This is a genomic window from Achromobacter sp. EG18 (assembly GCF_059759395.1).
On sequence record NZ_CM186213.1, the window covers coordinates 1,602,187 to 1,615,103 of the forward strand.

Consider the following 12,917-nt stretch of genomic DNA (forward strand, 5'->3'; position numbering starts at 1 on the left):
TCGCCCGATGGATCTGGAATTCACCCCCGAAGAAAACGCCTTCCGCGACGAGGTCCGCGCCTTCCTGGCCGCCAACCTGCCGGCGCGCCTGTCGGCCAAGGTCACGCAGGGCAAACTGCTGGCGCGCGCCGACATGGTCGAGTGGCACGCCATCCTCAACCGCCAGGGCTGGCTGGCCAGCCACTGGCCGGTGGAGTACGGCGGCACCGGCTGGAGCACTACGCAGAAGTACATCTTCGACAACGAATGCGCGCTGGCCGGCGCGCCGCGCATCGTGCCGTTCGGCCTGAGCATGCTGGGCCCGGTACTGATCAAGTACGGCAACGAGGCGCAGAAGCGCCACTGGCTGCCGCGCATCCTGGACGGCTCGGACTGGTGGTGCCAGGGCTATTCCGAACCCGGCGCCGGCTCGGACCTGGCCTCGGTCAAGACCACCGCGGTGCGCGACGGCGACCACTACGTCGTCAACGGCCAGAAGACCTGGACCACGCTGGGCCAGTACGCCAACATGATCTTCTGCCTGGTGCGCACCTCGAACGAGGGCCGCCGCCAGGAAGGCATCAGCTTCCTGCTGATCGACATGGCCAGCCCGGGCGTGCAGGTGCGCCCCATCATCACGCTGGACGGCGAGCATGAAGTCAACGAGGTGTTCTTCTCGGACGTGCGGGTGCCGGTCGAGAACCTGGTGGGCGAGGAAAACCGCGGCTGGACCTGCGCAAAATACCTGCTGACCTACGAGCGCACCAACATCGCCGGCGTCGGCCAGTCGACCGCCGCGCTGGAACGCCTGAAGGCAGTGGCCGCCAGCCAGAAGAAGAACGGCCGCCCGCTGGCCGACGATCCCGACTTCGCCGCGCGCCTGGCGCGGGTCGAAATCGAGCTGGCCAACATGCGCACCACCAACCTGCGCGTGGTGGCGGCGGTGGCCGGCGGCGGCGCGCCCGGCGCCGAAAGCTCGATGCTGAAGATCCGCGGCACCCAGATCCGCCAGGAGATCACCGCGCTGAACCGCCGCGCCATGGGGCCCTACGCCCGCCCGTTCGTGGCCGAGGCCCTGCACGACGGCTACAGCGCCGCGCCCATCGGCCCGGAAGGCGCCGACAGCGCCGCGGCGCAGTACTTCAACAACCGCAAGCTGTCGATCTTCGGCGGCTCCAACGAAATCCAGAAGAACATCATCTCCAAGATGATCCTGGGACTGTAAAGGCCGGCCATGAACTTTGAACACACCGAAGACCGGCGCATGCTGTCCGACATGCTGCGCCGCTTTGTCGCCGAACAATACGACTTCGCCACGCGCGAACGCCACGCCAGGATGGCGCAGGGCTACAACCCCGAATTCTGGCGTCGCTATGCCGAACTGGGCGCCATCGGCGCGCTGTTCGCCGAGGAACACGGCGGGCTGGGCGGCGCGGGCTTTGACATCAGCGTGGTGTTCGAGGCGCTGGGCCGCGGCCTGGTGCTGGAACCCTTTTTGGATGCGCTGATGGTCGGCAGCGCCATCGCGCGCGCCGGCAGCCCGGCGCAACGCGAGGCGCTGGACGGCCTGATCGCGGGCGGCATCACCGCCGCGCTGGCCGCGGCCGAACCCACGTCGGGCTACGCCCTTAACGACCTGCGCACCCGCGCCGAGCGCAGCGGCGACGGCTGGGTGCTGAACGGCGCCAAGGCGGTCGTGACGGGCGGCGAGCACGCCGACCTGTTCCTGGTGTCGGCGCGCACCGCCGGCGCCGACGACGACGAGTCCGGCATCAGCCTGTTCCTGGTCAGCGCCGGCACGCCGGGCGTGACGGCGCGCGGCTACGACCTGATCGACGGCGGCCGCGCCGCGGAACTCGCGTTCGAGAACGTGGCGCTGGGCGCCGACAGCCTGCTGGGCGAGGCCGGCGCCGGCCATGCGCTGCTGGAACACGCCACCGGCCGCGGCATCCTGGCGCTGTGCGCCGAGGCCGTGGGCGCGATGGACTGCGCCCGCGACGCCACGCTGGAATACCTGCGCACGCGGCGCCAGTTCGGCGTGCCGATCGGCAGCTTCCAGGCGCTGCAGCACCGCATGGCCGACGTGCTGCTGGAGATCGAGCAGGCGCGCTCGGCGGTCATCAACGCCGCCGCCGCGCTCGACCATCCCGACCGCGCCACGCGCGAACGGGCGCTGTCGGCCGCCAAGTACACCATCGGCCGCATCGGCACGCTGGTGGCCGAAGAAAGCATCCAGCTGCACGGCGGCATCGGCATGACCTGGGAACTGCCCCTGGCGCACTACGCCAAGCGGCTGGTCATGATCGACCACCAGCTCGGCGACGAGGACCACCACCTGCGGCGCTACATCGCGCTGGGGCGGGCGTGAGCGGCGAGGACGGCATCATGACGCAGGCCCCCATAGCCTCCCCCACCGCCCCGCCCTTCGCCGCGCCATTCCCGGTGCGTTCCATCGACGACGTGCACCGACTGGCGGCCCGGCCGCTGGCCGAGACGCTGACGGTGCAAAGCACCTACGAGATCTTCCGCAACTCGGCCGCCGCCTTCGGCGACCGCACCGCGCTGACCTTCCTGCGCAACGCCGATCCCGACGAGCCGGCCATCAGTTGGCGCTACGACGAGCTGCTGGCCGGCATTCACCAGACGGCCAACCTGCTGCACAGCCTGGGGCTCGGCCCGACGGACGCCGTCGGCGTGCTGCTGCCGGGCTGCCTCGAATACCACCTGGCGCTGTGGGGCGGCGAGGCCGCCGGCATCGTGCAGCCGCTCAATCCGCTGCTGACCGAGGACAAGCTGGCCTCGCTGCTGACCACCGCTGGCGCCAAGGTGCTGATCGCCTACGGCTCGGACACCGAATGCGAATCCTGGTCCAAGGCCCTGCGCCTGCGCGAGCGGGTGCCGACGCTGCGCACGCTGCTGCGCGTCGCGCCGCACGACGAGCCGCCGTCGCAACGCCCAGCGCTGCCCGGCTTCGCGCTCGACTTCAACAGCGCGCGCGCCGCCCAGCCCTCGGACCGGCTGGTCAGCGGCCGCGTGATCCGCGCCGACGACGTGGCCGCCTACTTCCATACCGGCGGCACCACCGGCGCGCCCAAGCTGGCCATCCATACCCACGCCAACCAGGTCTTCACGGCCTGGGCGGCGGTGCAGTTGCAGGGCGCCGGGCCCGGCGACGTGGTCATCAACGGCTATCCGCTGTTCCACGTGGCCGGCGTGCTGCCGGCCTCGCTGGCGGCGCTGTCGGCCGGCGTGCAGACCGTGATCCCGACCACGCAGCTGCTGCGCAACCGCGAGGTGCTGCGCAATTATTGGCGGCTGGTGGAGCGCCACCGCGCCACCTCGCTGCAGGGCGTGCCGACCATCCTGGCGGCGCTGGCCGAGATCCCGCTGGACGGCGCCGACATCTCGTCGCTGCGCTACTGCCGCACCGGCGCCGCGCCGTTGCCGGCGGAGCTGGCGGCGCGCTTTGAGCGCCTGTTCGGCCTGCACGTGAACGAAAGTCTGGGCATGACGGAAATGGCCGGCATCACCTCGATCACGCCGCCCGGCTCGCGCTTTCCGGTCAACTGCGTGGGCTTTCCCCTGCCCTATGTGCAGGTGCGCGTGGTCGGCCTGGACGCGCCCGCCGGGCAGCCGGCGCGCGACCTGCCGCCCGGCCAGGCCGGCATGCTGCTGTTCAAGTCACCCAACGTCATCCCCGGCTTTCTCGACCCCGAAGATACGGCCCGTGCCTTCACCGCGGACGGCTGGCTCATCAGCGGCGACGTCGGCTACCTGGACACCGAGGGCCGCCTGCATCTGCAGGGCCGCGCCAAGGACCTGATCATCCGCGGCGGCCACAACATCGATCCCAAGACCATCGAGGATGCGCTGGCCTCGCACCCGGCGGTGCGCATCTGCGCCGCGGTGGGCGCGCCCGATCCGTACGCGGGCGAACTGCCGATCGCCTTCGTGACCCTGGCCGACGATGCCGAGGTCTCCGAGGCCGAGCTGGTCGCGTATGCGGCTGCCCGCGTCGACGAAGCGCCGGCGCGGCCCAAGCGCGTGATCGTGCTCGAGCAGATGCCCATGACCAATGTCGGCAAGATCTACAAGCCCGATCTGCGGCGCCTGGCCACGGCGGTGTCCGCGCGCGCCGTGGTGGAGCGCGTGCTCGCACAGGCCGGCCTGCCGCCTGACAGTTCCCTGCTGCGCGTGCTGTCCGACGCGCAGCCCGACGTCGCCGTCGAGGTCGACGCCACCGCCCCCGCGCCGCTGAAGGAGCAGTTGCGCGAGGCGTTGCAACGATTGCCGGTCAAGGTCGCGCTACGCGACTGACCGGCGTCATTGCAAAGCAACACAGCCGTAAAGCAGCCCCCGAAGCGACAAGACTACAAAACCATAATCACATTGGAGACAAGCCCCATGGCCCACCAACCCCTGCGCCGCGCCTGCCTGGGCGCCCTGCTGCTGGCGCTGGCCGGCGGCGCGCTGGCGCCCGCGGCGTCGGCGCAAAACGCCTTTCCCAACAAACCCATCACCCTGATCGTGCCGTTCCCGGCGGGGGGCTCGACCGATCGCCACATGCGCATCGTGGCGCAGGACGCATCCAAGTACCTGGGCCAGCCCGTCATCGTCGAGAACCGTCCGGGCGCCGGCGGCACCCTCGGCACCGCCACCATGTCGCGCACCGCCAAGCCCGACGGTTACACCGTCGCGCTGTACACGCTGGCCATGCTGCGCATGCCGTACATGCAGAAGACCTCGTGGGATCCGATCAACGATTTCACCTTCATCATTGGCCTGTCGGGCTACACCTTCGGCTTCACGGTGCGCGCCGACTCGCCCTACAAGACCTTCAACGAGTACATCGAAGCGGCGCGCAAGAACCCCGGCAGCGTCGACTACGGCTCGACCGGCGTGGGCTCGTCGCCGCACCTGCTGATCGAGGAAATCGCCATCAACGCCAAGGTCAAGCTGAACCACGTGCCCTACAAGGGCAATGCCGACATGCAGCAGGCGCTGCTCGGCGGCCACGTCATGGCGCAGAGCGACGCCACGGGCTGGGACCAGTTCGTGGACTCGGGCAAGATGCGGCTGCTGGTGACGTTCGGCGAAAAGCGCACCACCCGCTGGCCCGAGGTGCCGACCGCGCAGGAGCTGGGCTACAAGGTCGTATCGACCTCGCCCTATGGCCTGGCCGGCCCCAAGGGCATGGACCCGGCGGTGGTCAAGACGCTGCACGACGCCTTCAAGAAGGCTTTGTTCGACCCGGCCAGCATGGAGGTCATGAAGCAGCTGAACCAGGAGCCGGCCTACCGCGACAGCACCGACTACAAGGCCTGGGCCCAGGCCACCTACGTCAAGGAAAAAGGCCTGATCGAATACCTGGGGCTGATGGCCAAGGATTGACGCCCCCTGCTTCGCCCCGGGCGGGCCGGACGCCTTGCGGCGACCGGCCCGCTTTTCATTGGAACGCCGGCTTGTAGGCGTACAGCCCCGGCGCGCCGCCCGTCATCACGAACAGCACGTCGCTGCCGGGTGCATGGCGGCCGGCGCGCACGTCGGCCAAGAGGCCCGCGAAGGCCTTGCCCGAATACACCGGGTCGAGCAGCAACCCTTCGCTGCGCGCCAGCAGGCTGACGGCCTCGAGCATGGCGGGCGTGGGCACGCCGTAGGCCGGACCACGCTGGCTGCCGTCCACCAGGATGTCGTTGGGCGCCGGCGCGGCCGCATCGCCCGTGGCGGCGCCGTGTTCGCCATCCGCCCGGCCCAGCAGCGCCAGGGTGGCGGCCGTCAGGTCGCGCGTCTTCGCCTGCGCGACCTCGGTGTCGGCCAGGGTGGTGAACGACTGCACGCGGGTTGCCGGCAGGCCCGCCGCGACCATGCCGGCGGCCAGGCCGGCGTGGGTGCCGGCGCTGCCATTGGCCACCACCACCCGCGCGAACGTCACGCCCAGGGCGCGCTCCTGCTCCAGGATCTCCTGCGCGCAGGCCGCATAGCCCAGCGCGCCGACCGGCGTGGAGCCACCCAGCGGCGCCAGGTAGACGCGGCGTCCCACCAGTTCCAGCGCGCGCACCCGTTCCAGGGCCGCCGCCATGGCGTCGGCGCCGACCGGCAAGGCGTGCACGGTGGCGCCGAGCAGCCGGTTGAGCAGCATGTTGCCGTTTTCTTCGTAATCGGCGTCGGCGCGCGGCACCACCCGCCCCAGCACCAGCTCGCAGGCCATGCCGGCGCGGGCCGCGGCCGCGGCGGTCAGGCGCGCATGGTTCGATTGCAGGCCGCCCACGGTCACCACCGTGTCGGCCCCCTGCCCGCGCGCCTCGCCCAGCAGGAACTCCAGCTTGCGCAGCTTGTTGCCGCCCCCGCCCAGCGCCATGTGGTCATCACGCTTGGCGTACAGGCGCACGCCGTTGGCCGCCGCGCCCAGCGCCGCCTCCAGCCGGGCCAGGCGCTGGATCGGCGTCGGGCCATCGAGCAGGGCGTAACGGGGAAAGCGTTGCAGGGCGGACGACAAATCTATGGACATGGGCGGATTCCTGGATACGTTGAAAGCCGGCCGGCAACCGGATGCCGCTGCCGGTCCGGGCGTGACGCGGGGATGGCCAGCAGGATACGCCAGGACCGCCGCGGGATTCATCACTCTTGGCGGGGCGATTGTGCGGAATCCGGCATGAATCGCCTCAGACCGGCGCGCCCGCGAGGGGCGCAGAAGGCCGGTTCGCCAACAAGTTCGCCAACAATTTTCGTATGCAATAAATGTTGCCAGCCCGGGATTTTGATAGACTGGCTGCCCATACAGTCTTTCCGCCCCGCGCTTCATGACCCAGGAAGTTCCCGCCGATCCCAGCGCCGACGATATCGCCAAGGCCATCGCCGCCGCCATCGTGGCGCACCGCCTGCCGCCCGGCACCCGCTTGCGCGAAGAGGCCCTGGCGCGCGTCTACAAGGTCAGCCGCACCAAGATCCGCGCCGCCCTGCTGATGCTGTCCAAGGACAAGCTGATCAACATCGTGCCCGACAAGGGCGCCTTCGTCAGCAAGCCCGACGCCAACGAGGCGCGCGAGGTCTACGCGGTGCGCCGCATCCTCGAAGCCGCGCTGGCGCGCGAGTTCGTCACCCGCGCCACGGCGGCCGACTACCGCCGCATCGACGCCCACCTGGCCGAGGAACGCGCGGCCGTCGAAAGCGGCGACGTGCAGGCCCGCAACCGCCTGCTGGGCGACTTCCACATCCTGCTGGCCGAGGCCGTCGGCAACTCGGTGCTGACCGGCATGCTGCGCGAGCTGTCGGCGCGCAGCGCCGTGATCACCGTGCTGTACCAGAGCTCGCACGACGCCAGTTGCTCATCGCGCGAGCATCACGCCTTCATCGAAGCCGCTCGCGCCGGCGACGTCGACCGCGCCTGCGCGCTGATGGACGAGCACCTGGAACACGTGCAGACCGCGCTCGACTTCAGCGAGGGCGACCGCGCCGGCGGCGACCTGGTCGCGGCGCTGTTGAGCTGACGCGGTACCGCGCGTGGCGGTTTGACCGCGCGCAAAGTTTGATTCCGCGCAATAGGCGCCCCTCTCCCAACCAATACAGTGTTACGTAACCGCCGCAAGTCGCGGCGGCCGCTGCACAAACACGGGAGACACCATGTACAAGCACATTCTCATTCCCACGGACGGCTCGCAATTGTCCTCGGAAGCCCTGGTCGAAAGCCTCGAGCTGGCCAGGTCGCTGGGCGCCAAGGCCACCATCCTCACGGTCGAGGAACCCTTCCACGTCTTCGCCATGGGCGCGGCGCAGGTGGCCCACAGCCTGGGCGAGTACCAGGACCAGATCCGCGCCCAGGCCGAACGCCTGCTGAGCGCGGCCGCCACCCAGGCGCGCGAAGCCGGCGTGCCTTGCGAAACGCTGCGCGCCACCCACGAAGATCCGTACCAGGCCATCATCGACGCGGCCCGCGAGCGCCACTGCGACCTGATCGCCATGGCCTCGCACGGCCGCCGCGGCATGGCCGCCGTGGTGCTGGGCAGCCAGACGCAGAAGGTGCTGGCGCATTCCACCACGCCGGTGCTGGTGTACCGCAAGAAGGCCTGACACGCACGGGCCCGAACCGCCGCGGTCGCCTCCCGTAGGCGGCCAGCGCCGGCCGCCCGGCCGCCCCGGCCCGCTCAGGCCGCCGGATGCAGCAGTTGCTCCATGCGATCCTGGATCCAGCGCTCGGTGGCGGTCGGCGTCCGGCCCTGCAGCCAGAGCGTGCGCACCGACAGCGGCGGCAGCGACAGGCCGACGCACGGCACATTGGCCAGGTCCTCGCGGTAGCCCTCGTACTCGGCGATGTTCAGCGGCAGAATGGCCCAGCCCAAGCCATCCACGGCCATGGCGGCAATGCTGTAGAAACTGTCTGAACGCCAGGCCGACGGACTCATCACCACATCCTCCACCCCTTCCATCCGCATCACCAGTTGACGATGGCGCGCCAGATCGTTGCGCGTGACTTCGGGCAACGCGGCCAGCGGATGGTCGCGCGCCACGAAGATGCCCTGCCCCACGTCGCCCAGGTAGCGATGGGCGAAGGCCGCGCCCGGATCGCCGCGATCGTAATGGAACGCCACGCTGGCGCGCCCCTGCGAGACGTAGTCCGCCACTTCGGTGGCCGTGCCGTTCAACTGGGTCAGCTCCAGCGCGGGAAAGCGCGCCGAGACCTCCTTCACCAGCGCGCCCAGCATCCGATCGGGCAAGGCCTCGTCCAGCGCCAGGCTGAGGTGCGCGTCCTGCCCGGCCGCGAATGACAGCGCGCGCTGCTCCAGTCCCGCCGCCTGGCGCAACAGCTCGCGCGCCTCCTGCAACAGCACTTCACCGGCCCGGGTCAGCGTGGCATTGCGGCGCGAGCGGTCGAACAATTCCACCCCCAGGTCCGCTTCCAGCAATCCCAGCGAGGTGCTGACGGCCGATTGCGCCCGGCCCACGTGGCGCGCCGCCGCCGAAAACGAGCCGGCGTCCGCCGCCGCCACGAAATGCCGCAGTTGTTCCAGGGTCCAGTGCATGGTTGTCTCCAGTCGTGGCCAAGCAAGCCTTCAAAAGGCCGTCGCCGCGCGGGGCGGCGGAGCCGTCAGTGATAAATCTATTTTATAGATGGATTCCAACTTCTTATCCATGCTTCATAGATTGAAAATGTCCGGCGTTACAGGAGTAAATGCATGACGCAGCGCAATCCCTTCCCCGCTGTCGCCGCGCCCGCGCCGGGTCGCTGGCTGGTGCTGGCCATCGTTTCCAGCGCCCTGTTGCTGATCGTGGTCGACATGACCGTGCTGTACACCGCCCTGCCCCGGCTCACGCACGACCTGGGCGTGACCGCCGCGTCCAAGCTCTGGATCGTCAACATCTACGCCCTGGTGGTGTCGGGCCTGCTCCTGGGCATGGGCACGCTGGGCGACCGCCTGGGCCACAAGCGCCTGTTCATGATGGGCCTGGCCGTGTTCGGCGCGGCCTCGCTGGCGGCGGCCTATTCGCCCAACCCCGCGGCGCTGATCGCGGCGCGCGCGGTGCTGGCCGTGGGCGCGGCCATGATGATGCCGGCGACCCTGTCGATCCTGCGCCTGACCTTCGCCGACGAGCGCGAGCGCGCCATCGCCATCGGCGTCTGGGCCTCGGTGGCCTCGGGCGGCGCGGCGCTCGGACCGGTCATCGGCGGGTTCCTGCTGGAGCATTTCTGGTGGGGGTCGGTGTTCCTGATCAACCTGCCCATCGTGCTGCTGGCCCTGCCGCTGGCGCGCCGCTACATCCCGGCCGGCCAGCCGGATCGCCAGCGCCCCTGGGACCTGATCGGTTCGTTGCAGGTGATGGTCGGCCTGATCCTGACCGCCTATGCGCTCAAGGAGCTGGGCCGCGCCCAGCCGTCGTGGCTGGACGCCGCGCTGGCCTGCGCCGGCGGCGCCGCGATGCTGTTCATCTTCGCCCGGCGCCAGCGCGCGCGGCCCCATCCGCTGATCGACTTCGCCATCTTCCGCAACCGCAGCTTCAGCTCGGCCGTGGCCGCGGCGCTGTTCGCGGCGGCGGCGCTGCTGGGCATGGAGCTGGTGTTCAGCCAGCGCCTGCAGCTGGTGCTGGGCATGTCGCCGATCCAGGCGGCGCTCTACATCCTGCCTTTGCCGCTGGCCGCGTTCATCGCCGGGCCGCTGGCCGGCTGGCTGCTGCCGAAGGTGGGCAGCGCGCGTCTGCTGTTCGTGGCGCTGCTGACGTCCGGCCTGGGCATGGGCGGCTACCTGTTCAGCTACGACGGCGCGCTGGCGGCGCAGATGGCCAGCCTGTGCGTGCTGGGCGTGGGCATCGGCGCCACCATGACGGCCGCGTCCAGCACCATCATGCAGAGCGCCACGCCGGAACGCGCCGGCATGGCCGCCTCGATCGAGGAAGTGTCGTACGAACTGGGCGGCGCGCTGGGCGTGACGCTGATGGGCTCGATCCTGTCGGGCGTGTACGCGCACACGCTGGAGGTGCCGGCGGGCCTGCCCGCGGCCGGCGCCGGCGCGGCCCGCGACAGCCTGGATGAAGCGCTGATGGTGGCCGAGGGCCTGTCCAGCGACCTAGGCGCCTCGCTCTCGCAGCTGGCCCGCGATGCGTTCGACGCGGGCTACGCGGCGGTCATCGCCACCGCCACCTTGCTGCTGCTTGGCACCGCGTTGCTGGTGCTGGTGAACCGCCGGCGCGGCAACACCCGCGAGGCCGCGGCACGTTGATCGGACGACCGCCCTGACGCTGCGAAAAACCTGATCCCTGTCGGCAAAAAGGCGGCAAGCCCCGTAAACTTCCGGACATCCCATTGAGATAGATCATCGTACCCAGGGTATGGCTTCGGATAGGCTTATGCGAAATGTGAAAAACAAGTCCGCCCCCGACAAGGACAGCTATTTGTTCTCCGACCAGATTGGACACCTGCTGCGGCGCGTGTACCAACGGCATACCGCCCTGTTCCAGCAGTACATCCCCGACTCGCAGTTGACCGCGGCGCAGTTCGTCGTGCTGTGCTCGGTGCGTGACAACCAGGGCAGTTCGCTGGCGGATATCGTCAAGGCCACGGTCATCGACCAGGCCACGGTGCGCGGCGTGGTGGACCGGCTCAAGCAGCGCGAGCTGGTGCGGGTCGACCACGACCCGCACGACCGCCGCAAGGTGGTGATCAACCTGACCCCGGTGGGCCAGGAGCTGGTGCGAAAAATGGAACCCTTCGCCCTGCAGATCACCGAAAGCACCTATGGCACGCTCAATCCCGCCGAGCGCGTGGCGCTGGAATTCCTGCTGCGCAAGATGATCGAGGGCGACGCCGGGGAATGAGGCGTCCGGGCGTCCGGCGTCCGGGCTTCAGGCGTCCGGGCTTCAGGCGTCCGGGCTTCAGGCGTGCGAGCGGCACGCGTCCTCCCGGATGCGCGCCGCCCTTCTGACGGATCAGTCCAGCGCGCGGTTGCGCGACTCGACGTCGACCGCCCGGATCGACAGCGCCGCGGCCAGCAGCATGGCCGCCAGCACCGCCAGCGCCAGCGTGAAGTGGGTGGCCATGATGGGTGCGATGATGGCCGGCGCGAACAGCCCGCCGAAACGCGCCACCGCGCCCGCCAGCCCCATGCCGCTGGCGCGCAGGTCGGTCGGATAGACCTCGGGCGTGAACGCATACAGCGCGCCCCAGGTGCCCAGCAGCGCGAAGCTCATGAGCAGCGTCGAGCCGACCACCAGGAAGCTGGAGGTGCCCAGGCTGTACAGCATGCAACCCACCGCGCTCAGGATCAGGAAGCCGACCAGCGTGGGCTTGCGGCCCCAGCGTTCCACCCCGTAGGCCGACAGCGCGAAGCCGGGCAACTGCACCAGCGCCAGCAGCACCAGGAATTCCTGGCCGCGCATGAAGGCGAAGCCCTGGCTGCTGAGCTTGATCGGCAGGTAGACGAACACGCCGTAGTAGGCGATGGAGATCAGCGCCCAGGCCAGGCACAGCGCGATGCTGCGGCGGCGCAGCGCGTTCGAGAACAGCGCCGACAGCGGCTTGCGTTCATGCAGTTCCGGCTTTAGCTCGGGGATGTCGGTCGGACGGCCATTGACGCGGGCCACGCGTTCGAGCACCTTGCGCGCCTGCCCCGACTTGCCGTTGCGGTTCAGGTACATCGGCGACTCGGGGATGTAGAAGCGCAGCACCACGCCGATCAGCGCCGGCAGGCCGGTGACGAAGAAGATCACGCGCCAGGCATCGTCGCCCCACGACAGCGCGGCCAGGGCCAGCAGCGCCAGGCAGATGGTGCCCAGGGCCCAGAACGATTCCAGCAGCACCAGCCAGCGGCCGCGGCGCTCGCTGGGCAGGAACTCGGCCATCATGGTGTAGTCCACCGGCAGCGTGCCGCCGACACCGATGCCGGTGACAAAGCGCAGCAACAGCAGCCAGGCGAAATCCGGCGCGAAGGCCGAGGCCACGCCGGCGCAGGCGTCGATGACCACGGCCATCATCAGCACCGGGCGGCGGCCGATGCGGTCGGCCAGCCGGCCAAACGCGAAGGCGCCGATCAGCATGCCGACGAAGAACGCGGTGCCGGTCTGCAAGGCCTCGGGCACCGGAATGCCGAAGGTGCGGGCGATCGAAGGCGCGCTGAAGCCGATCGACAGCACCTGCATGGCGTCGGCCAGCCAGACCAGGCCGAAGATCATGAACAGCCGGTACTGGAACTTGCCGACGCCGGCGGTCTTGATGCCTTGTTCCACCGTGATGAATGAAGCTGACATATGCGTGATTCCCTTTGTGTGCCGCGCGCGGGATCCGCGCCTGGAAAGGCGTCGGGCCCCGGTTCGGCGCATGGCCGGCTTCGCGGATGCGAAGGTCGACCACGCCCCTCGGCGCCGGACAAGCGTCGATGGAAAACCGATGCGCGCGATGTTGTGTCGCGAGGCGCGGCCGGACCCGCCATGGGCCGATCCGCTGCCCCGTCTTC

Annotated in this window: 11 protein-coding genes; 8 read left to right on the plus strand and 3 right to left on the minus strand. The window is 69.7% G+C overall.

Annotated elements, in window-relative coordinates; translation table 11 throughout:
• Positions 1-7: 7 nt before the first annotated feature.
• The 4 genes from AC6CR5_RS07410 to AC6CR5_RS07425 all read left to right on the plus strand — a co-directional run bounded on the left by AC6CR5_RS07410 (position 8) and on the right by AC6CR5_RS07425 (position 5,370).
• Positions 8-1,204 (plus strand): acyl-CoA dehydrogenase family protein, encoded by a 1,197-nt coding sequence (locus AC6CR5_RS07410; protein WP_076468580.1) that lies wholly within the window; start codon positions 8-10, stop codon positions 1,202-1,204.
• Positions 1,205-1,213: 9 nt separating this feature from the next.
• Positions 1,214-2,347 (plus strand): acyl-CoA dehydrogenase family protein, encoded by a 1,134-nt coding sequence (locus AC6CR5_RS07415; protein WP_498085429.1) that lies wholly within the window; start codon positions 1,214-1,216, stop codon positions 2,345-2,347.
• 17 nt (positions 2,348-2,364) lie between these two features.
• The gene (locus tag AC6CR5_RS07420; RefSeq protein ID WP_437257593.1) at positions 2,365-4,296 is read left to right on the plus strand and encodes an acyl-CoA synthetase; all 1,932 of its coding nucleotides are present in this window, start codon (positions 2,365-2,367) and stop codon (positions 4,294-4,296) included.
• A gap of 87 nt (positions 4,297-4,383) precedes the next feature.
• Positions 4,384-5,370, plus strand: a complete 987-nt coding sequence (locus AC6CR5_RS07425; RefSeq protein ID WP_498085430.1) for a tripartite tricarboxylate transporter substrate binding protein — start codon at positions 4,384-4,386, stop codon at positions 5,368-5,370.
• A gap of 55 nt (positions 5,371-5,425) precedes the next feature.
• Here the strand turns inward: AC6CR5_RS07425 and AC6CR5_RS07430 are convergent, their stop codons facing one another.
• Complete coding sequence (locus AC6CR5_RS07430) at positions 5,426-6,487, minus strand: D-cysteine desulfhydrase family protein (RefSeq protein ID WP_498085431.1); 1,062 nt, start codon at positions 6,485-6,487, stop codon at positions 5,426-5,428.
• Positions 6,488-6,779: 292 nt separating this feature from the next.
• On the opposite strand from AC6CR5_RS07430, the gene AC6CR5_RS07435 reads away from it, so the two are divergent.
• Both AC6CR5_RS07435 and AC6CR5_RS07440 read left to right on the plus strand, forming a co-directional pair.
• Positions 6,780-7,466, plus strand: coding sequence for a GntR family transcriptional regulator (locus tag AC6CR5_RS07435; RefSeq protein WP_148318689.1), 687 nt, complete (start codon positions 6,780-6,782; stop codon positions 7,464-7,466).
• 133 nt (positions 7,467-7,599) lie between these two features.
• Positions 7,600-8,046 carry a universal stress protein gene (locus AC6CR5_RS07440; protein ID WP_006385086.1) on the plus strand — a complete coding sequence of 149 codons (447 nt, stop codon included), beginning with the start codon at positions 7,600-7,602 and terminating at the stop codon, positions 8,044-8,046.
• Between the two features lie 74 nt (positions 8,047-8,120).
• On the opposite strand, the gene AC6CR5_RS07445 is transcribed toward AC6CR5_RS07440, so the two are convergent.
• Entirely contained in the window at positions 8,121-8,996 is an 876-nt protein-coding gene (locus tag AC6CR5_RS07445; RefSeq protein WP_498085432.1) for a LysR family transcriptional regulator, read from the minus strand.
• A gap of 153 nt (positions 8,997-9,149) precedes the next feature.
• Here AC6CR5_RS07445 and AC6CR5_RS07450 point away from each other — a divergent pair, with 153 nt between their 5' ends.
• Together AC6CR5_RS07450 and AC6CR5_RS07455 are read left to right on the plus strand one after the other, a co-directional pair.
• Positions 9,150-10,688, plus strand: a complete 1,539-nt coding sequence (locus AC6CR5_RS07450; protein ID WP_498085433.1) for an MFS transporter — start codon at positions 9,150-9,152, stop codon at positions 10,686-10,688.
• A 127-nt stretch (positions 10,689-10,815) separates the two neighbouring features.
• Entirely contained in the window at positions 10,816-11,283 is a 468-nt protein-coding gene (locus tag AC6CR5_RS07455) for a MarR family winged helix-turn-helix transcriptional regulator (RefSeq protein ID WP_026384857.1), read from the plus strand.
• 111 nt (positions 11,284-11,394) lie between these two features.
• Here the strand turns inward: AC6CR5_RS07455 and AC6CR5_RS07460 are convergent, their stop codons facing one another.
• Positions 11,395-12,711 (minus strand): MFS transporter, encoded by a 1,317-nt coding sequence (locus AC6CR5_RS07460; RefSeq protein WP_006385090.1) that lies wholly within the window; start codon positions 12,709-12,711, stop codon positions 11,395-11,397.
• Positions 12,712-12,917: the final 206 nt, after the last annotated feature.